Raw genomic sequence first — 20,695 nt, forward strand, 5'->3', positions numbered from 1 at the left:
GAGGGCCGATTTTCGCCCTCTCATGGCCCTTCCGCTCAAACAGGCAAAATCTCGTAGTTGAAATAATTGGGTTTTCTGAATCTCTAGGGCTGCAAACTTGCGCCTCAGGCACCCCAAAAAACCTATTTCAACAACCTGCTAACTCTTTGAATTAGAGCGCGTCGGGCGGCGAAACCGGGATCCACTTTCGCCTGACGCGCTGTAGAGCACGACAGCTTGAAGTGGATACCGGTTCAAGCGCCCGTCATGCTCTAAACTTTTGATTTAGAGCCTTTTTGTCCGGTTCAACTGATTCCATTTGAACCGGAAAGGCTCTAGGCTCCCCACGCCATTGGATTTGCAACAAAGCCCGTCATCCCGGCCGAAAGCCCGCGTTTACGGCGGCCCGGCCCCGGTGTTCATCCCTGGCCAGCCTTCGGCGCCTTGGCGAGCTGCGCCTCGCGCCAGCCCTGCTCCTGGGCGATCAGCTCCGGCGTGGCGATGCCCTCGAAGTCCTCGGGCTCGAAGAACGGGCGCAGCTCCAGCTCCGTGTCCTCCATGGGCGCTTTGCGCGCCCAGGCCACCGCCTCGGCGAAGTCGGCGACCTGCCAGATCCAGTAGCCGCCGATCACTTCCTTGGTCTCGGTGAAGGGGCCGTCCAGCACCATCGCCTTGCGGCCGCTCCACCGGATGCGGGCGCCGGCCACGGACAGCGGCTTCAGGCCGCCGCCATCGACCATCACGCCGGCGGCGATCAGTTCGTCGTTGTACTTGCCCATCTCGGCCACGGCCTCGGCGCTCGGCATCCGGTCGGCGGCGGTCGCGGACTGATAGGGCTTCACCATCACCATCACACGCATCGGATATCTCCTTCGGTTCTCAGTGGATCGGGCGACCCTGACGCACGGAGGACGAACGGGCGACACCGCGCCCGACAAATGACCGGCTGGAAGTTTTCGCCAGCCGCTTCAACACTCCGCCAGGTTCACGGCCAGGCCGCCCAGCGAGGTCTCCTTGTAGATGTGGCTCATGTCCTGGCCGGTGCGCTTCATGGTGGCGATCACCTTGTCCAGGCTGACCGAGTGCTGGCCGTCGCCCAGCATGGCCAGGCGCGCGGCGTCGATGGCCTTCACCGCGCCCATGGCGTTACGCTCGATGCAGGGGATCTGCACCAGCCCGCCGATCGGGTCGCAGGTGAGGCCCAGGTTGTGCTCCATGGCGATCTCGGCGGCGTTCTCGATCTGGGCGTTGGACGCGCCCAGCGCGGCCGCCAGCCCCGCCGCCGCCATCGAGCAGGCCACCCCCACCTCGCCCTGGCAGCCCACCTCGGCGCCGGAGATCGAGGCGTTCTTCTTGTAGAGCGTGCCGATGGCCGCGGCGGTCAGCAGGAAGTTCCGCCGCCCGCCGGCCGTGCCCTGGTGGAAGCGGTCGTAGTAGCGCAGCACCGCCGGCAGCAGTCCCGCCGCGCCATTCGTGGGCGCCGTCACCACCTTGCCCCCCGCCGCGTTCTCCTCGTTCACCGCCAAGGCCCAGAGGTTGACCCAGTCCAGGGCCGCCAGCGGGTCGGTGATCTGCCGCTCGGCGTTGTTGACCAGGTGGCTCCAGATGCCATGCGCGCGGCGGGTGACCTTCAGCGCGCCGGGCAGGACGCCGGGGGTCTTCATGCCGCGCTCGATGCAGGCGTACATGGCGGCGACCAGCGCATCGAGGCCGGCCTCGATCTCGGGGTCGGCGCGCAGCATCCGCTCGTTGGCCATCATCAGGTCGCCGATCGTGAGGCCCGCCCCCTGGGCCTGCTCCAGCAACTCCGCACCGGACTCGAACGGGTAGGGGGCGGGCAGGGCGCGGGCGGGCGCGGTGTTCTGGCCGATCTCGTCCTCGTCGCGCACGAAGCCGCCGCCGATGGAGAAGTAGGTGCGCTCGGCGAGGACCGATCCGTCGGCGTCGAAGGCGGCGAATTTCAGCGCGTTGGGATGCTGCGGCAGCCGCGTGCGGCCGGCCCAGACCAGATCTCGCGCCTCATCGAAGGCGATCTCGTGAGTCCCGCCCAGCTTCAGGCGGCCCTCGGTGCGCGCCGCCAGGACCACGGCGTCGCCCGCGTCGGGGTCGAGCGTCCGCGGCTCGAACCCCGCCAGCCCCAGGATCACCGCCCGGTCCGTCGCATGCCCCCGCCCGGTCAACGCCAGCGACGCATAGAGCGTGGTTTCGACCCGGGCCGCGCGCCCCACGTCCGCTCCCAGCCAGGCCAGGAACCGCCCCGCCGCCGTCATCGGCCCCATCGTATGCGAACTGGAAGGACCGACCCCCAGCTTGAACAGGTCGAAGACGCTGACGTTCATTCCGTTAGAGCCCGTCATCCCGGCCAAGCGAAGCGCAGAGCCGGGACCCATCCTCGGTGCGCCTGGGTCCCGGATCGATCCTTCGGATCGTCCGGGATGACAACCCTTTTTGCGCGCGGCCGACGACCGGGAGAGGGGGTATCGACCCCATCGTCACCAGATCTGCGCGCGCGCTCCGGGCGCGAGGTAGAGCCGGTCGCCGGGCGCGACGGCGTAGGCGCGCACCCAGGCCTCCAGGTTGCGGACCAGGTCGGCGCGGTATTCGCCCGGGGCGTGGGTGTCCGTGGCGATCTGTTGGCGCAGGGCCGCGTCGGTCTGCTGTCTGCGCCAGCGCCGGGCGAAGGCCAGGAAGAAGCGCTGGTCGCCGGTCAGGCCGTCCTTGACGATGTCGGGCTTGCCGCCCAGCGACAGGACGTAGGCGTCGTGGGCCACCAGCAGCCCTGCGAGGTCGGCGCTGCTCTCGCCCAGGACCTGCTGTCCTTTCACGCAAAGCTCCGGCTTCGGGCAATAGGCGTCGAACTGCGCGGCCAGCGGCGCCAGGGCGGCGCGGTAGCGCGCCAGGTCGTCCGGGGTCCACCACCGGACCAGGCTTCCCCGCGCATCGTAGATACTGCCCAGTTCGTCGAAGCTGTGGCCGATCTCATGGGCCATGCCCGCGCCGGCGGAGCCGTAGTTCGCCGCGGCGTCGCCCCCGGCGTCGAAGAACGGCGGCTGCAGGAGGCCGGCGGAGAATTGCAGGGCGTTCGGGCTGAAGTTGATGTTGGCGCCGACCTCTTGCGGCGGCGCCAGGAGCCAGTCGCGCGGATCGACCGGCCGGCCAAGCTTGGCCAGTTCGCGCCGATAGGCGAAGGCCTCGGCCCGGCGCAGGTTGCCGTAGGCGTCGTCGCGCCTGACCGTGAGCCCGGAATAGTCGATCCAGGTGTCGGGGTAGCCGACCCCGACCCTGACCGCCGCCAGCTTGGCCAGAGCGGTGTCGCGGGTCGCGGGCGACATCCAGCCGAGCCTGGCGATGCGGGCGCGGAACGCGGTGCGGATGTTCTCCACCATCGCCGTGGCGGCGGCCTTGGCCTGGGGCGGGAAATATCGCGCGACATAGAGCTGGCCGATGTCCTCGCTGAGGGCCGCCGTGGTCGCGGCGATGGCCTGTTGCGCGCGGGCCTCCTGGGCGGCGGCGGGCGTCGCCGGCGGGCGGCCGGACAGGCGGCCGAGGAAGGCGGCGTCCTCCTCGCCGAAGGCCTTGGGAAGCGCCGCCGAAGCGTGGGCGATGAGATGGAAGGCGAGATAATCCTGCCACGCCGCGATCGGCTGGGCGCTGACCAGCGCCGCCGCGCCGACCACCGCCGACGGTTGCCACACGACGAACACGTCCTGCCGGTCCAGGCGGGCGGCCTTGAACCAGGCGGCCCAGTCCAGACCCGGCGCCCGGGTGGCGAAGTCCGCCCGGCGCCACGGATTGTCGGTCGTGAACACATCGGCCAGGTCGTCCGCCGGGGCGTGCGTCCTCGCGATGGCGACCTCCAGGTCCAGGACCCGCCCGGCGCGGACGTCGGCGAGGTCGAAACCGGCCAGCTTCAGGATCGCCGCGACGTGCGCCCGATAGAGGTCGCGCCGCGCGGCTTTCCCGGCGCTGGCGTCGAGATAGTCGTCGCGGTCCGGCAGCCCCAGTCCGCCCTGCACCACATGCGCCGCGTAGCGATCAGCGTCGTGGAAGCTCTGATGGATCCAGACGCCGAACAGGCCGTCGGTCTGGCTATTGGTTCCGTCGTCGAGCCGCAGCGCACGTCCGAGATAGGCCGAGAGTGCGCGGCGGTCGCGGATGGCGGCGATGGCGGCCAGCTCCCCCGAAAGCGGCTGGAGGCCCTTCGCCTCGATGCCGGCCACGTCCATCCAGCTGGCGTAGACGTCGCCAACCCGCTTGGCGCGCGCCGAGGCCGGGGCCTTGGCGGCGTCCTCGACCAGGTCCCGGACCCGCCGTGCGGCCTGGTCCTTCAACATGGCCCCGGTATCGTATCGGGACCGGCCCTGCGGCAGCGGCATGGTCTTCAGCCAGACGTCGTTGGCGTACCGGTAGAAGTCGTCGCCGGGCCGGACCGCGGCGTCCGCCGCAGGGGCTGCGGGTTGCCCGCGCGCCGCGCCCGACAGGATCACGGTGGTGAGCCCGACCGCATAGGCGAGGCCGAGGGCTCTGGCGCGTTGCGTTGTCGACCTGGTCGGCCATGGGGGGGTCGGCATCCATGGACCTCATCGTGACGGCCGGCCTGGCCGTCCTCGTTCGCGCTCGATGGTGAGGCCCAGGCGCGTGCGTCGCCATAAGCAAGACGACGGCGGAGCGTGGCGAAACGATTGAAAATCAAGGGGCCGCTAGGCGGATCGGCGGCGTCCGGGACCTGGTCGCCGCCCGCCGCTCAGCTCATGGCGGGCGCGCTCGGCGGCGGGTCGCCCGGCAGGGGGATGAATTCGTCGTGGTCAGCGTCCGGCAGCTTCATCCGGCCGGCGCGCCAGTCGGCCTTGGCCTGGTCGAGGCGTTCCTGCGACGAGGAGACGAAGTTCCACTCGATGAACCGTGGCCCCACCGGCTCGCCGCCCAGCAGCATGACGATGGCGTCGGTGACGGCGGTGAACAGCACCGGCTGGCCCGCCTTGAACACGATCATCTGGCCCGGGTGGAACTGGCGCCCCTCCACCTCGACCAAGCCCCGCGCCACATAGGCGGCGCGTTCGGGATATTCCGCCGGCAGCTCCGCCTGGGCGCCGGCCCGCAGGCGCCAGTGGCAGTAGAACAGGGGCGAGTGGGTCTTCACCTTCGCCTCGGCGCCCCAGCCCTTGCCGGCCACCAGCCGGCTCCAGAGCTTTCCGTCCGGGCTCTCGTAGGTCGGCAGATCGCGCTCGCCGTGGTTGGCGAAGCTGGGCGCCATCTCCTCCAGCTCGGTCGGCAGCGCCACCCAGGCCTGGATGCCGTGCATCGTCCCGCCGTGGGCGCGCAGGGTCTCGAACCGCTCGGAGTGGGTGATGCCCTTGCCGGCGGTCATCCAGTTGACCTCGCCAGGGTTGATCTCCTGGATCGCGCCGACGCTGTCGCGGTGGGTGATGTGGCCGTCGAACAGGTAGGTGACGGTCGACAGGCCGATGTGCGGGTGCGGGCGGACGTCGACGGTCTTGGCGAAGCCGGCCTGGAAGTCCACCGGCCCCATATGGTCGAAGAACACGAAGGGCCCGACCATCCGGTGCTTGGCGTAGGGCAGCACACGACCCACCTCGAAGCCGCCGAGGTCCTTGCGGCGCTGGTCGATGACGAGTTCGATCATCTACGTCTTGGGTGGTGTTGGCTCTCGCGCCACACGCGTGAAAGCGCCGGCTGCGGCATCTCGTGTGGCCCACCCGCCGGTCACCGATCCACCGTGAGGCGGATTTTTTGGGCCGTCCGCTTTCGGCGAATAGCCGTCACGAATGACCTGAATGTGAGTGTTTGCCGACTTGCGCGCCGCCACGAGAATTATCCTTGTCCTGCAGGATCGTCGCATAAGAGTTCAACCCAAACATAATCGCTTCGATGGAAGATCGCACCCTTCGAGTTTGGCGCCGGCTTATCGAAGCGGCTGTTCTCGTCCAACGTCCAGACTTGCAGATAGAAGTCGCCGGAGTGCGGGTGCGCGGAGGCGAAGGACTCTCCGCCGAAATAGCCGGCGACCGTCGAACCATCTTGAAGATGAGCGATGACCCAGCACGGCTCGCTGGTGCTGAAGTAGGCGTCAAAGGCGGTTTTCTGCTCACCGAGCAACCACCCGCCACGCAGTCCGTAGCGCTGCAGCAGACGAAACAGCGGCGGCCAAATGGCCGGTCCGATGATGCAGGCCAGGATCCCGTTGCCAATCACGGCTGGCCAGTAGCGCGGCCTCTGGGCGAGAATCTGGCTGTTCAGATAGATCGGTCAGAAGAAGACAAAGGCGTTCAGGAGCGAGAAGCCGACAACGTCAATCAAAGCTTCCGCAGCGGTGGTCTGCCGCCGATCCAAAAACCGATACAGCTTCAATGAAATGAAGCCTGCCAGGAACAGCACGATAATCGCCCAGAACTGGACCGGCGTGAGCGTGGCGATCTTGGCGAGGTCGTTCACCGACGACCTATCCCTGCGAACTCACATACGGGCTGATCAGCCCCAGCGGCGCGGCGGTGGTGTTCTTCACCGAGCGGATGACGATGCGGCTCTCGATGTTGGAGACCAGGCCGAGGCCGAGGATCTTCTCGCGCAGGAATTCGTCGAAGGCGTGCATGTCGCGGGTGACGATGCGCAGTTCGTAGTCGGCGGCGCCGGTGACCGTGGCGCACTGCACCACCTCGGCCAGCTTGCCGATGGCGGTCTCGAAGGCGTCCAGGTTGTCCTTGGTCGGCAGGCTGAGCTTGACGGTGCAGTAGACCTCGAAGCCCAGGCCCAGCTTGTCGCGGTCCAGGATGGTGACCCGGCGCTGGATGACGCCCGCATCCTCCAGCCGCTTGATGCGCCGCCAGCAGGGGCTGGAGGACAATCCGACCCGCTCGGCGATCTCGGCCACGGACAATCCGGCGTCGTGCTGGATAAGATCCAGAATCTTGGCATCGACGGCGTCGAGCACCTCAGACAACTTTTCCTCCTGCTATCGGCGTGAGAGCATACTGTTCTTGCCCCGGAACCGCTGGTCCGAGGCATGCTTTTGGCAAGCAATTGCGCCGGTCTTATATGATCTTGCAGGCGCCAAGGGGAGGCCCGAAAGGATAAAAATTGCGATGCGGCACCAGGAAGTGACGCTCGACGACAAGTTTCTGCTCACGGATGGTCGGGTGTTCATCACCGGCGTCCAGGCACTGCTGCGTGTCCTGATCGACCAGCACCGGCTGGATCGCGCCGCGGGGCTGAACACGGCGGGATTTGTCTCGGGATACCGGGGTTCGCCGCTGGGCGGCCTCGACCAGCAGGCCGGCCGCGCCGCCAAATACCTCAAGGATGCCGAGGTGGTGTTCAAGGAGGGCCTGAACGAGGACCTCGCCGCCACGGCAGTCTGGGGCAGCCAGCAGGCCAACCTGTTCCCCGGCGCCCGCTACGACGGCGTGTTCGGCATGTGGTACGGCAAGGCGCCGGGCGTCGACCGCACCGGCGACGCCTTCAAGCACGCGAATTTCGCCGGGGTATTTCCCAAGGGCGGGGTTTTGGCGGTGGCCGGCGACGACCACACCTGCAAGTCCTCCACCCTGCCGTCGCAGTCGGAATACGCCTTCCAGGACGCCGAGATTCCGGTGCTGTCGCCGGCCGACGTGCAGGAGGTGCTGGACTACGGCCTGCTGGGCATCGCGATGTCGCGGTTCTCCGGCCTGTGGGTGGGGATGATCGCCCTGGCCGACACCATGGATTCCGGCGCGACCATCGACGTCTCGCTGGATCGCCACCGGTTCGTGACGCCCGAGAACTATCGCCTGCCCGCCGGCGGCCTGGGCATCCGCCTGAAGGACCAGCCGCTGGAGAAGGAGCGGCGGCTGCGGACCCAGAAGCTGCCTGCCGCGCTGGCCTTCGCCCGCGCCAACCGCATCGACCGGATCATGCTGGGCGCCAGTCGCCCGCGCCTGGGCATCGCCTGCCAGGGCCAGGCCTACAAGGACGTGATCGAGGCGCTGTCGGCCATGGGCATCAGCCAGGCCGAGGCCTCGTCGCTGGGGGTCGCGATCTACAAGGTCGGCATGCCCTGGCCGCTGGAGCCGCTGGGCCTGCGCGCCTTCGCGGCCGGCCTGGAGACCCTGATGGTGGTCGAGCACAAGCGGCCGCTGATCGAGAGCCAGGCCCGCGCCGCGCTCTACGACCTGCCGGCCCACGCGCGGCCGAAGATCGTCGGCAAGACCGACGAGCACGGCCAGCCGCTGCTCAGCGAACTGGTCTCGCTGTCGGTGGCGGAGATCGCGCTGGCGATCGCCGACCGCCTGCCGCCCGGCCCGCACATGGACCGGGTCTACGACTATCTGAACCGGGTCTCGGCCGCCTCGATGGCCGCGGTGACGCTGTCCAGCGACCAGCAGCGCAAGCCGTTCTTCTGCTCCGGCTGCCCGCACAATTCCTCGACCCGCCTGCCGGAGGGTTCCCGCGCCCTGGCCGGCATCGGCTGCCACTACATGGCCAGCTTCAACGACCCCTCGACCGACCTGAACAGCCACATGGGCGGTGAAGGATTGAGCTGGGTCGGGGCCTCGCCGTTCACCGACGAGAAGCACGTCTTCGTCAACCTCGGAGACGGCACCTACAACCACTCCGGATCGCTCGCCATCCGCGCCGCCGTCGCGGCCGGCGCGAACATGACCTACAAGCTGCTGTTCAACGACGCGGTCGCCATGACCGGCGGCCAGGCAGCGGAGAGCGGCTTCACCGTCCCGCAGATCACCCGGCAGCTGACCGCCGAGGGCGTGCAGAAGATCGTCGTCGTGGCCGCCGAGCCGGAGCGCTATCTCAACATAACCGACCTGGCGCCCGGCGTGGAGGTCAAGCCGCGCCTCGAGCTGATGGCCATGCAACGCCAGCTGCGCGACACGCCCGGGGTCTCGGTGCTGATCTACGACCAAGTGTGCGCCACCGAGAAGCGCCGGCGGCGCAAGCGCGGCAAGATGGCCGCCGCGCCGCTCAGGGTGATGATCAACCCGCTGGTCTGCGAAGGCTGCGGCGACTGTTCCAAGACCTCGAACTGCGTGTCGGTCGAGCCGTTGAACACCGCGTTCGGCCGCACGCGGAAGATCAACCAGTCGACCTGCAACCAGGACTATTCCTGCCTGGACGGCTTCTGCCCCAGCTTCGTCACCCTTGAAGGCGCCGACAACGCGCACCGCGAGGCCATGCCGGCCCTGACCGCCGACGCCACGCCGCTGCCGGACTTCCAGGAGTTCGCGGGCGTGCAGAACATCGTCTTCACCGGCGTGGGCGGTACGGGCGTGACGACCGTGGCCTCGATCCTGGCCATGGCGGCGCACGTCGACGGTCGCGCCGCATCGGTGGTCGACATGACCGGCCTGGCGCAGAAGGGCGGGGCGGTGTTCAGCCACGTCCGCATCGGCGCGACCGAGACCACGGTGATCGGCGGCCGGGTGCCGGCGGCCAGCGCCAATGTGCTGATCGCCTGCGACCTGCTGTCCGCCGCGGGACCGGACGCGCTGGCGCTCTACGCCAAGGACCGCACGGTGGCGGTGGGCAATGCCGACTTCGCCCCCACCGCCGACTTCGTCACCGACCGTGACGTCCGCTTCGACGGCGACGAACAGGGCCAGCGGATCGGGGCGGCGGTGAAGTCCTACGACTCCGCCCCGGCCAGCCACCTGGCCGAGAGCCAGCTGGGCGACGCCATCTACGCCAACATGATCATGCTGGGCTTTGCCTGGCAGAAGGGCGTGGTGCCGGTCTCCAGCCGCGCCCTCTATCGCGCCATCCGGCTGAACGGGGTGGAGACCGAGGCCAACCTCCAGGCCTTCGAACTGGGCCGCAAGGTGGCCTTCGACCCGTCCCAGCGCGGCAAGCGCGACGACGACGTGCCGACCCCGGAGACCATGCCGCTGGACGACCTGATCGCCCATCGCGCGGGCGAGCTCACCGCCTACCAGAATGCCGCCTACGCCGACCGCTACCTGGCTCGGGTCGCGCAGGTCCGCGCCGCCGAGGCGCCGCTGGGCTCGGACGATCTGACCCGCGCCGCGGCGGTCAGCCTCTACAAGCTGATGGCCTACAAGGACGAGTACGAGGTGGCCCGGCTCTATTCCGACGGCCGGTTCGCCAAGTACCGCGCCGAGACCTTCAAGGGCGGCAAGGCCAAGGTCTGGCTGGCCCCGCCGCTGCTGGCGCGCAAGGGCCCGGACGGCAGGCCGCGCAAGATGGCCTTCTCGCCCTGGATGCTGGACCTGGCGTTCCCGACCCTGGCGAAGTTGAAGGGCCTGCGCGGCACGGCCATGGATCCTTTCGGCCACACCGCGGAGCGGAAGATGGAGCGCGGCCTGGTCGCCGAGTTCGAGGCCGAGCTCGACCGGATCGTGGGTGGCCTCGACGCGGCCCACCACCTCCTGGCCGTGAAGCTGGCCCAGGTCCCGCAGCAGATCCGCGGCTACGGCCACATCAAGGACGCCTCGGTCGGCCCCGCCCGGGCGGAGGCGAAGCGGCTGTGGAAAGACTGGGAAAAGGTCGCGGCGAAGGCGCCGGTGACCGCGTAGGGCGAAGAGCCGCCTCTCCCCCGAACGCAGCGAAGAGAGGGAGAGGGTAGGGAGAGGGCCGGCTGGACCTGTCGGTTCGTACGTGTGGTCCCGCGATGAGCCACGGCGGCGGCGCGAGCGGGTCCTGGCTGGACCAACGGCGGATCACGTCTGCACGCGCCGGCCCTCTCCCTACCCTCTCCCGCTCGCTTCGCGGGGGAGAGGAGGTGCGCGTCGTCCTTGCGCCCAGCACCCGCTGGCTCCAGCGTGGCGGCGAGGCCCACGCTGAAGGACTTGATCATGAACCTGGACTGGCCCGCCATCGTCGCCGACCTGGAGCAGCTGCTGAAGCTGCGCTCGATCCCGTTCGGCATGAAGCTCTACGCCGACCGGGCCGAGATGGAGGCGATCCCGCGCATCCGGCGGCCCACGGCGGTCCACACCCTGGACCAGCTGGTCGGCCAGGCCTCGCGGCTGGGCTGGACCGTGGGCGTGACGTCCGAGGACCTGGTGGGCGCGCAGTGCCGCGCCGTGGTGGGCCTGGGATCGGCCAAGACCGACGACTGGAAATCGGGCCGGCACATGACCGGGGTGTGGTTCGAGACCGTCGAGGACGCGTCGGCCCACCAGGCGGCGATGCACTGCGTGCCGGACGGCCAGTTCGACGCGCTGGCCATCGGGCCGCTGGCGGCGGAGAAGCTGGGCGACCCGGATATCGCCCTGTTCTACGCCACGCCCGGGGCGATGATCTATTTCATCAACGGGCTGCAGTGGTCCGGCTACAAGAAGTTCGACTGGGGCGTGGTCGGCGAGAGCGCCTGCGCCGACAGCTGGGGCCGGGCGCTGACCACCCGGGCGCCCAGCCTCTCGATCCCCTGTTTCGCCGAGCGCCGCTATGGCGGGGTGCTGGACGACGAGATGCTGATGGCCTTGCCGCCGGAGTATCTGATCAAGGCCATCGCCGGCATGCGGGCGCTGTCGAAGAACGGCTTCCGCTATCCGTTCGCGCAATATGGCGTGCAGCAGGACGTGCGGGCGGGGATGGCGGTGAGCTACCGGCCGTAGGCCGGCGCCTACCGCGCCACGCCCACCCAGATGATGTGCCGGGCGCCCTTGCCGGAGGGGCTGGCGCGGACCTGGACCTCCTCGACGGCGAAACCGGCGCGGCGCATGCGGCCCATGAAGGGCTGGTCCGGGCCGGCCGACCACACCGCCAGGACGCCGCCGTGGCGTACCGCCTTGCGCAGCACCGCCAGGCCGGCCACCGAATAGAGGCTGTCGTTGGCGTCGCGGTTCAGGCCGTCGGGGCCGTTGTCCACGTCCATCAGGATGGCGTCATAGGGCGGGTTGGCGTCGCGCAGCAGGTCGGCGACGTCGGCCTGGCGCAGGATCAGGCGCTTGTCCCCCAGGCACCCGGCGAACAGGCCGGCCAGCGGGCCCTTGGCCCAGGCGACCACGGCGGGCACCAGCTCGGCCACCGTGACCTGGGCGTCCTTCGGCAGTGCGGCCAGGGCGGCGCGCAGGGTGAAGCCCATCCCCAGGCCGCCGATCAGCATGCGCGGCGCCTTGCGCTCGGCGATCTTCGCCCACGCGAGGTTGGCCAGCGCCACCTCGGAGCCCGAGAGGCGGCTGTTCATCAGCTCGATCGTGCCGGACATGATCGAGAAGTCCTGGCCGCGCTGCATCAGCCGCAGTTCGCCGCCGCCGGGGATCTGGGCGGTGTCGAGATGGATCCAGGGGTTCATGGGCCTTCCATAGGGCCTTCGCTCCCGTCGCGTCACCCGCCTTAGATTATAGCTTCGGCCATGCGCCGTATGCTGACGACGTTGTAGCGGGAGACCCTGACATGGCCGACTCCGGAGCCGACATCGAACTGGAGGCCTTCCGCGCGGAGGCGGCCGCCTGGATCGCGGCCAATTTCCCGGCCTCGCTGAAGGGCCAGGGCGCGCTGGCCAGCCTGGAAGTCACCGCCGCGACGGGCGACCTCAAGGCCTGGCGCAAGGGGATCGGCGCCAAGGGCTGGGCCACGCCGACCTGGCCGGCGGAGTACGGCGGCGGCGGGCTCTCGCCCCAGCAGGCCCGCGTGCTCGGCCAGGAGATGGCCAAGGCCGGGGCGTTCAACCCGCTGATGTTCGGCATGGGCGTGACGATGATCGGCCCGACGATCATGGACTACGGGACCGAGGCGCAGAAGCAGCAGCACCTGCCGCCGATCATCCGCGGTGACGTGCAATGGTGCGTGGGCTATTCGGAGCCCAACGCCGGCTCGGACCTGGCCTCGCTGCAGACCAAGGCGGTCGACGCCGGCGACCACTGGGTGATCAACGGCCAGAAGACCTGGACCAGCGGGGCGCAGTATTCCGACTGGTGCGGCTGCCTTGTGCGGACCGACTTTTCGGCCAAGAAGCACGACGGCATCTCGTTCCTGCTGATCGACATGCATCAGCCAGGGATCGAGACCCGGCCGATCGCGCTGATCGCCGGCGCGTCGCCGTTCTGCGAGACCTTCCTGACCGACGCGACGGCGCCCAAGGATGCCTTGCTCGGCCAGCTCAATGTGGGCTGGACAGTGGGCAAGCGGCTGCTGCAGCACGAGCGCGCCAGCCAGACCGGCGCGTCGGGCGGCGGCCGGGTGATCCCGCCGCTGTCGGATGTGGCCAAGGCCTATGTCGGCGTGGACGATAAGGGCCGCCTGGCCGACACCGACCTGCGCGCCCGGCTCGCGCGCCACATGATGGACGCCAAGGTGCACGGCCTGACCCTGGCCCGCGCCATGGCCGAGGCGAAGGGCAGCAACAACCCGGGCAACGCCGCCTCGGTGCTGAAGAACTCCGCGACCAACGTCGCCCAGACCCGGTCGGAGCTCAGCCTGGAGATCTTCGGCCATCAGGGCCTGGGCTGGCAGGGCGAGGCCTTCACGACGGATGAGATCGAGACCGTGCGCGGCTGGCTGGGCGGCAAGGCGATGTCGATCTACGGCGGCTCGTCCGAGATCCAGAACAACATCATCTCCAAGCGCATCCTGGGCCTGCCGGACACCACCCAGTCGAGCTGAAGCCGTCGCCGCTCGCCCGCTATCCCTTCAGGTGTTCGTCGAAGAAGGCGGCGATATCGCGGAACACGACCGCCGATTCCGGGCTGTCGAAGGCGTAGATGTACTCCGCGTGGCTCATCGCCTCATGGACTTCCAGCCGCGCCGTCACCCCCGCCGCGCGCATGGCGCGATAGGCCCGCACCGTGTCGCTCAGCAGGAGGTCGCGGGTGCCGGTGGTGAAGATGGTCGGCGGGAAGCCGGCGAAGTCGCCGTAGATCGGCGACACCAGCGGGTGGGTCACGCCGGCGTCCCCGGCGTAGAGCGCCGCCATCCCCCCGGCCATGCCGTCGAAGCTGGAGAACACCCCGTCGACGCCCGCGTTGACCTGGTAGCTGTCGCTGGCTCCGGTCAGGTCGGTCCACGGCGTGCCGGTGGCCAGCGCGCCGGGCAGCTCCAGGCCCAGTTCTTTCAGCTTCAGCGCCAGCGCCAGGGTCAGCCCGCCGCCGGCCGAAGTGCCGAACACCCCGATCGCCCCGGCCGGCCGCTCGGCCGCCAGCGCCCGCCACACCGCCACCGCGTCGTCCACCGCGGCCGGGAAGGGGTGCTCCGGCGGCATCCGGTAGTCCACCGACACCACGGTCATCCGCGAATAGTGCGCGCCAAGCACCGCCTCGCCGGTGCTGGCCTCGCCGCCGTTCAGCACATAGCCGCCGCCGTGGAAATTCAGCAACACGCGGCCCGCCTTGGCCGGGTCCAGGCTCGCCGGGACGATCTGGCGCACCGTCACGCCGGCGACCTGCATCAGCTCGACCCGGTGCGGGAACATCGCCGCCAGCGCGGGGACCAGGGCCAGCGCCTGGGCGTCGACCTGGGCGATCAGCGCCGTCCACTCGTCCGCCGACCCCGGCCTCCACCCCAGCGGCAGCCCGCCGCCGCCGGCCGCCGCCTGGGCCGCCATGGTCGAGATCGAGCGCTGCAGCTGCGGGCTCACCGTCGTGGGCGTGCGCAGGCTCTTGGCCGCGACCGCGCGCGGAGTCTGGATCTGGCCGGCGTCATCCATGCTGTGGTCCTCCTGAGGTCCGTCTGCGCGGACCCATCGCCCACCGTGACCCCAAGCCCGCCCGCCGCGCCACAGGTTTTCGCGCTCAGGTCCCCGGCATCGGCAGCGATATGTCCACCCGCGTCCCCGGCCCGCCGCCGAACCGCACCTCGCCCCCCAGCCCCGCCGCCAGCGAGCGCACCATCCGCAGGCCCAGCCCGCCGTCGCGCGTCCCGCCGCCAGCCTGGCCCGGCCCGTCGTCGGCCACCGCCAGGCGCAGCCGCGCGCCCTCGGCCGACAACGTCACCGTCACCTGGCCGCCGCGCCCGCCGGCGAAGGCGTGCTTGGCCGCGTTGGTGACCAGCTCGTTGACGATCAGGCCCAGGCTGACGGCATCGCGCACCGGCGCGGCGACGGCGGCGCAGCTCACCGCCACCCGGGTCCGGCCCTCCTCGAACAGACTCTCGCCCAGCCGCGCGCACAGCCCCTCCAGATAGGGCTGCAGGTCCACCCGGTCGCGGCTGTTCTGCCGGTAGAGCATCGAGTGCAGGTCGGCGATGGTGCGGATCCGGTCGACCGCCTTGCTCAGCTGCGCGCGCACCCCCGGCGGGCTCGACCGCGCCTGCAGCTCCAGGATCGCCGACACCACGCTCAGGTTGTTCTTCACCCGGTGGTTCAGCTCGTCGAACAGCTCCGCCTGTCGCGCCTCGGCGGCCTTGCGCTCGCTGACGTCGATGAAGAACTGACCGAACTCGGTGTCCGACAGCCGCATCATGTGCACGTCGTACCAGCGCTCGGCGTAGGTATCCCGGTACTCGAAGCGCACGTCGCGGCACGCCAGCGCCCGCGCACAGGCGCCGAACCACGCCGCCGCCGTGCTGGGCCGGATCTCCGACTGGCGGCGGCCGACCATCCGCGCCCCAGCCGGCGCGCGCCGCACGAACACCGGATTGGCCGCCCGCACCCAGTAGTCGACCAGCCGCCCGGCGTCGTCGCGGATCGCCTCGCAGACCACGAACCCCTCGGCCATGTTCGCGAACAGCGCACGGTAGCGTCGCTCGAGACCTGGGTCCTCCGGGACCGGCCCGGAATCGTCCGCCATACGGAACCTCCACCTTGGCAGTTAGCGCCGGTTTCCCGACGCGGGCCAGCTTGACCTTAAAAACGGCGCGTGAGCCTTCGTTCCGTCGCCGCCCCGCGCCCGCCCTGTCGCGAGACCCCCGAGTCATCGTAATCCCGACCCCACACGCCACCGGATGCCGCCCATGACCGACGCCGTCGCCCCCGACCTGCAGACCGCCCTGGGCCAGGTGCGGATCGTCAGCCTCGAGCCTGGCCGCGCGATCATCGAGTTCCAGGTGGCCCCGCACATGTGCCACTCGGGCGGTGTCGCCCAGGGCGGCTTCGTCTGCGGCTGGATCGACGCGGCCATGGCCCATGCCGCCATCGCCCAGGCGCCGGAGATGACGCCGATGTCGCTGGAGATGAAGGTCACCTACTTCGCCCCCGCCCGCCCGGGCCTGGTGATCGCCGAGGGCTGGATCGAGCGCGCCGGCCGCGCCACCGCCTTCGCCGAGGGCCGCCTGACCGACGCCAACGGCGCGGTCTTGGCCAAGGCCAGCTCCACCCTGCGCCTGATTCCCCGCGCCGCCGTCGAGGCCAGCTCGCGCAAGGCGATGGGGTAGGCGGCCGGCGCACGGGTATCTGACCGCATCGATCCGGCGAACATCGCGCGCGCTCGCCGCGGCCGCCGGTTCGGCCGCCGCCGAGACCAACATCTGGTCCACGAATTTCGATGGCGGAGACGTCTTCCAGTCCACCGGACCACTCCCGTATTTCAGCCTGGGCTTCGGCGCCGCCAGTGGCCTGAGCATCGTGGGCGCGCAGTCCTTCCCGGGCTTCGGGACGGACTACGCGCGGGTCACCACCACCTCGCCAACGGTGTTCTCGGTCGGCGGCCTGGGCGCGCACACCGGCCTGCACGTCAGCTTCGATCTTGCGTTCATCGACTCCTGGGACGGCTTCGACGCCTCGAACGGCTTTGGCCCCGATATCCCGACGGTCGACATCCAGGGCGTCGCGCCCCTGTCGCTGACCTGGATTGGCGGCGGGGGCAACGGCCCGCTGTTCGGGCCCGGCACGGTGGTCGGGACCGGCAACTTCGGCGTCAGCAGCTATAGCGACGCCGTGGTCCACTATGACGTCCTGATCGCCGACGCCTCGGACGACTGGAAGCTGAAGATCACGGCCGGCGGCGCGGGCTGGCAGGGCGGCGATGACGAGAGCTGGGGGATCGACAACTTCCACCTGGCGGCGATCGGCGGCGCCGTGCCAGAGCCTTCGACCTGGGCCCTGATGATCGGCGGCTTCGGCCTGGCCGGCGTGGCCCTGCGCCGTCGCCGCGCGGCCGTCGCGGCCTGACCGCACCGCCCGACCTGACCCGCCGCCGGTCCCCGGACCGGCGGGTACGGAAGTCGCTGAAAGTCTAGGCGCCAACGGAGTCCGCCCCACCACCTGCTCTCCCCCGAGCGCCCAGCGCCGAGAGGGAGAGGGCAGGGAGAGGGCCGGCTGGCCCTCGAAGCTCGTACCGGGTGTGACGCGAGGATCAGCGCCGACGACGCTCGCGGGCCATGGCTTGCCCATCCAGCGCCAGCCCGTCGCACGCGCCGGCCCTCTCCCTACCCTCTCCCTCTCTTCGCGCCTGCGGCGCTCGGGGGAGAGGCGCGCCGGACCCGGCCCGCGCCCCGCGCCCCGCGCACACCACCACTTGAACCCCACGGTAGATGCGAGCCTCCGGCCTTGGCGATGTCAAGGACGCGCCCCTGGCGCGCCGCGCCGCGGCGAGACCTCTCTGGCACTCAATCGGGTCAGGGACCGGCGGTAGCCGGTCGACCCGCAGCGAGCGCGCCAGCGCGCGTCCTTGAAGCGGGGGGGGCGGAGCATGCTCGGCGACGGGGCTGAGGCTGCTGACGGGAAGGGGCGCGCTTAACCTGCCCCGAATTCCCAGAAACGCCCCTCATGGCTCCGCGCGCCGGCCTCTTGGGACACCCCACGACAACGCGCCCGCAACTCCTCCACGCCCGGGCGCTCAGCCACCGCCGTCACCACCCGCAGCAACCCTTCGGCCAGCGATACTCCTCCCGCGCCGCCTTGGCTTTCAGCCGCCGGTGCAGGGCGTCGGGGACGTTGCGGATCTGGATCGTGGCCATGCGAGCCGGATGATCGCGCGCCGCCAACTTCACAAGATCTCCGTTCCCATTCCGTTCTGCGTGATTCTGCGTTAGCGGTTCAGCGTGTCCGCCGCCCCACCCACCCTGCAACTCGCCCCCGCCCTGGTCGTCCTCCCCGGCCCGCGCTGCGCCGTCGCGCCGCCCAACGGCCCGCCCTCCGCCATCCGCCCCCCCGACGCCCGCGACCTCCTCACCTCCGCCCCCGTCCTCCTCGCCCACGCGGCCATGACCGCGCGGCGCCTCAACCTCCCGGCCCCCCCGCGCACGCCCCGCATCTTCGACGCCCTCGAACTCTTCGCCTTCGTCCGGCCCGCTCAGTTCACCGCCCCCTCCGCCGCCGGCCTCGCCCAGGTGCTGGGCCTGCCCGAACCCAAGTCCGTCGAGCAGCAGGCCGCCACCCTGCAACGCGCCGCCCACACCCTGCTCGCCGAACTCGCCGCCGCCCCCACGCCCACCCGCGAGGAAGCCCTCGCCATCGCCGAGACCCTGGCCCGCGCCGGCTGGTCCTGGGGTACGGCCGTCATCGCCGCCCTGCGCGCCCAGCTCCCCGGCAACACCTTCCGCTCCTCCGGCCTCGACGTCTGGCAGCGGCTCAGCGAATGGGAGGCCGAGGCTCCGCCCGGCGAACCCGGATCCAAGCCGGTCCCCGCCGCCGACGCCCGCGCCCGGCTGGCGGCCCTGCTGGCCCAGGCCGGCCTGGACGAGGCGCGGCCCACCCAGGCGGACTACGCCGCCGAGACCGCCCACGTCTTCCAGCCCCGCGACCGCGAGGGCGAGCCCAATATGATGCTGGCCGAGGCGGGCACCGGGGTCGGCAAGACCCTGGGCTACCTGGCGCCGGCCTCGCTGTGGGCCGAGGCCAACGGCCCGGCGGTCTGGGTCTCCACCTATACCCGCGCCCTGCAGCGCCAGATCGAGCGCGAGAGCCGGGCGATCTATCCGGACGAGAAGGTGCGCGCCAGGAAGGCCGTGGTCCGCAAGGGTCGCGAGAACTACCTGTGCCTGCTGAACTTCCAGGAGCAGGCCAACGCCGCGCAACTGGGCGGGTCCGACCTGATCGGCATGGCGCTGACCGCGCGCTGGGCGCGCGCCACCCGCGACGGCGACATGACCGGCGGCGACTTCCCGGCCTGGCTGCCCACCCTGTTCGCCGTGCCGCCCCCGGCCCAGGCCAGCCCCGGCAACCTGGTCGACCGGCGTGGCGAATGCGTCCACGCCGGCTGCGCCCACTACCGCACCTGCTTCGTGGAGAAGGCGATCCGCGGCTCGCGCCGCGCCGACATCGTTATCGCCAACCACGCCCTGGTGCTGACCCAGGCGGCGTTCGACGGCGCGCGCGCGGCGCGCGGTTCCAAGGCCGACGGCGAGACCACCCAGCTCAAGCGCATCGTCTTCGACGAGGGCCACCACCTGTTCGACGCGGCCGACAGCGCTTTCTCCGCGGCGCTCTCGGGCCAGGAGGCGGCCGAGCTGCGCCGCTGGATCCGCGGGCCGGAGGGGCGGGGGCGCCGCGGCCGGGGGCTGGAGGCGCGGCTGCTGGACGTGCTGGGGGACGACGACGAGGCGCGCACGGCGCTCTCCGACGCCATCCAGGCCGCCTCGCAGCTGCCGGGCGAGGGCTGGTCCGGCCGCATCGCCCCGCCGAACGGGGAGGTCAATCCCATCGGCCCGGTGGAGACCTTCCTGGTGGCCATGCTGGAGCAGCTGCGGGCGCGTGCGGCCCCCAGCGAGGTGGGCATGGAATGCGCCGCCCGCCCGGCGCTGGACCGGGTGCGCGAGACCGCCCAGGCCGCCGCCCGCGCGCTGGCCGACCTGGAGACCCCCCTGCTGGCCCTGGCGCGGGCGCTGGAGGACCTGATGGACGCCGAGGCCGAGACCCTGGGCGGCTCGGAACGCGCAAGAATTGAAGGCGCTTTGAGGGGGCTCGATCGGCGCGCCCGCATGCAGCTGCCGGCCTGGCGCTCCATGCTGCAGGCCATCGACGAGAACGCCGACGACGACCCGGACTTCGTCGACTGGTTCGATGCGAACTTCCTCTACGGCCGGGTGGTGGACGCCGCCTGCCGCCGCCACTGGGTGGACCCCACCGAGCCGCTGACCAACACCGTCATCGCCCCGGCCCACGGGGTGCTGGTCACCTCGGCGACCCTGGCCGACATGACCCTGGACGACCCCTTCGCGCTGGCCGAAATGCGCAGCGGCGCCGCGCGCCTGCCCGAGCGGCCCAAGACGCTCCGGCTGGCCTCGCCGTTCGACTATGCGGGCAACAGCCGCGCCATCGTGGTCACCGACGTCAGCCGCGATGACGCGCGCCAGGTCGGCGCCGCGATGCGCGAGCTGTTCCTGGCGGCGGGGGGCGGGGGCCTGGGCCTGTTCACAGCCATCCGCAGGTTGCGCGCCGTGCACGAGCGGATCGCGGCGCCGCTGGCCGACAAGGGCATCGCCCTCTACGCCCAGCACGTCGACCCGCTGGAGGTCGGCGCCCTGGTCGACATCTTCCGCGCCGAACAGGACGCCTGCCTGCTGGGCACCGATGCGGTGCGCGACGGCGTCGACGTGCCTGGCCGGTCGCTGAGGCTGCTGGTCTTCGACCGCATCCCCTGGCCGCGCCCCGACATCCTGCACAAGGCGCGGCGCGTGCGGTTCGGCGGCAAGAGCTACGACGACAGCATCGCCCGCGCCAGAATCGCCCAGGCCTTCGGCAGACTGATCCGCCGCGCCGACGACAAGGGCGTCTTCGTCATGCTCGACGCCAGCAGCCCCACCCGCCTGTTCAGCAGCCTGCCGCCGGGCGTCGAGCTCCAGCGCCTGACCCTGGTGGAGGCCATCGAGGCGGTGCAGGCGTTTTTGCCGCCATCACCTTAAGATCCTCCTCCAACGGAGGAGGAACTGA

At 70.5% G+C, this 20,695-nt stretch carries 16 protein-coding genes; 6 read left to right on the plus strand and 10 right to left on the minus strand.

What is annotated here, in order from left to right; genetic code table 11:
* Positions 1 to 398 precede the first annotated feature (398 nt).
* The 7 genes from Q0R13_RS01910 to Q0R13_RS01940 all read right to left on the minus strand — a co-directional run bounded on the left by Q0R13_RS01910 (position 399) and on the right by Q0R13_RS01940 (position 6,937).
* Positions 399 to 839: a YciI family protein gene (locus Q0R13_RS01910; protein ID WP_293898640.1), complete on the minus strand. Its 441-nt coding sequence runs from the start codon at positions 837 to 839 to the stop codon at positions 399 to 401.
* Between the two features lie 108 nt (positions 840 to 947).
* Positions 948 to 2,318 carry an L-serine ammonia-lyase gene (locus Q0R13_RS01915; protein WP_293898643.1) on the minus strand — a complete coding sequence of 457 codons (1,371 nt, stop codon included), beginning with the start codon at positions 2,316 to 2,318 and terminating at the stop codon, positions 948 to 950.
* A gap of 153 nt (positions 2,319 to 2,471) precedes the next feature.
* Positions 2,472 to 4,550 carry a M13 family metallopeptidase gene (locus Q0R13_RS01920; protein WP_293898646.1) on the minus strand — a complete coding sequence of 693 codons (2,079 nt, stop codon included), beginning with the start codon at positions 4,548 to 4,550 and terminating at the stop codon, positions 2,472 to 2,474.
* Between the two features lie 173 nt (positions 4,551 to 4,723).
* Positions 4,724 to 5,623, minus strand: a complete 900-nt coding sequence (locus tag Q0R13_RS01925; RefSeq protein WP_293898649.1) for a pirin family protein — start codon at positions 5,621 to 5,623, stop codon at positions 4,724 to 4,726.
* 188 nt (positions 5,624 to 5,811) lie between these two features.
* Complete coding sequence (locus tag Q0R13_RS01930; RefSeq protein WP_293898652.1) at positions 5,812 to 6,192, minus strand: DUF6338 family protein; 381 nt, start codon at positions 6,190 to 6,192, stop codon at positions 5,812 to 5,814.
* 54 nt (positions 6,193 to 6,246) lie between these two features.
* The gene (locus Q0R13_RS01935) at positions 6,247 to 6,432 is read right to left on the minus strand and encodes a hypothetical protein (protein WP_293898655.1); all 186 of its coding nucleotides are present in this window, start codon (positions 6,430 to 6,432) and stop codon (positions 6,247 to 6,249) included.
* A gap of 7 nt (positions 6,433 to 6,439) precedes the next feature.
* Positions 6,440 to 6,937, minus strand: coding sequence for an Lrp/AsnC family transcriptional regulator (locus Q0R13_RS01940; RefSeq protein ID WP_293898658.1), 498 nt, complete (start codon positions 6,935 to 6,937; stop codon positions 6,440 to 6,442).
* Between the two features lie 142 nt (positions 6,938 to 7,079).
* Here Q0R13_RS01940 and Q0R13_RS01945 point away from each other — a divergent pair, with 142 nt between their 5' ends.
* Complete coding sequence (locus Q0R13_RS01945; RefSeq protein ID WP_293898661.1) at positions 7,080 to 10,520, plus strand: indolepyruvate ferredoxin oxidoreductase family protein; 3,441 nt, start codon at positions 7,080 to 7,082, stop codon at positions 10,518 to 10,520.
* Positions 10,521 to 10,799: 279 nt separating this feature from the next.
* On the plus strand, positions 10,800 to 11,564 hold the full coding sequence (locus tag Q0R13_RS01950; RefSeq protein ID WP_293898664.1) for a DUF169 domain-containing protein: 765 nt from the start codon (positions 10,800 to 10,802) through the stop codon (positions 11,562 to 11,564).
* A gap of 8 nt (positions 11,565 to 11,572) precedes the next feature.
* Here the strand turns inward: Q0R13_RS01950 and Q0R13_RS01955 are convergent, their stop codons facing one another.
* Positions 11,573 to 12,244, minus strand: coding sequence for a spermidine synthase (locus tag Q0R13_RS01955; protein ID WP_293898667.1), 672 nt, complete (start codon positions 12,242 to 12,244; stop codon positions 11,573 to 11,575).
* Between the two features lie 101 nt (positions 12,245 to 12,345).
* On the opposite strand from Q0R13_RS01955, the gene Q0R13_RS01960 reads away from it, so the two are divergent.
* Positions 12,346 to 13,554 (plus strand): acyl-CoA dehydrogenase family protein, encoded by a 1,209-nt coding sequence (locus Q0R13_RS01960; RefSeq protein ID WP_293898670.1) that lies wholly within the window; start codon positions 12,346 to 12,348, stop codon positions 13,552 to 13,554.
* Positions 13,555 to 13,573: 19 nt separating this feature from the next.
* Here the strand turns inward: Q0R13_RS01960 and Q0R13_RS01965 are convergent, their stop codons facing one another.
* Entirely contained in the window at positions 13,574 to 14,593 is a 1,020-nt protein-coding gene (locus tag Q0R13_RS01965; protein WP_293898673.1) for an alpha/beta hydrolase, read from the minus strand.
* Between the two features lie 85 nt (positions 14,594 to 14,678).
* Entirely contained in the window at positions 14,679 to 15,674 is a 996-nt protein-coding gene (locus tag Q0R13_RS01970) for a sensor histidine kinase (protein ID WP_293898676.1), read from the minus strand.
* Positions 15,675 to 15,837: 163 nt separating this feature from the next.
* On the opposite strand from Q0R13_RS01970, the gene Q0R13_RS01975 reads away from it, so the two are divergent.
* The 3 genes from Q0R13_RS01975 to Q0R13_RS01985 all read left to right on the plus strand — a co-directional run bounded on the left by Q0R13_RS01975 (position 15,838) and on the right by Q0R13_RS01985 (position 20,667).
* Positions 15,838 to 16,257, plus strand: coding sequence for a PaaI family thioesterase (locus Q0R13_RS01975; RefSeq protein ID WP_293898679.1), 420 nt, complete (start codon positions 15,838 to 15,840; stop codon positions 16,255 to 16,257).
* Between the two features lie 190 nt (positions 16,258 to 16,447).
* Entirely contained in the window at positions 16,448 to 16,993 is a 546-nt protein-coding gene (locus Q0R13_RS01980; RefSeq protein WP_293898682.1) for a PEPxxWA-CTERM sorting domain-containing protein, read from the plus strand.
* A gap of 872 nt (positions 16,994 to 17,865) precedes the next feature.
* A complete protein-coding gene (locus tag Q0R13_RS01985; RefSeq protein ID WP_293898685.1) occupies positions 17,866 to 20,667 on the plus strand; it encodes a helicase C-terminal domain-containing protein in 2,802 nt (933 codons plus the stop codon).
* Positions 20,668 to 20,695: the final 28 nt, after the last annotated feature.

This window comes from Phenylobacterium sp. (genome assembly GCF_025351295.1).
Taxonomy (GTDB): domain Bacteria; phylum Pseudomonadota; class Alphaproteobacteria; order Caulobacterales; family Caulobacteraceae; genus Phenylobacterium.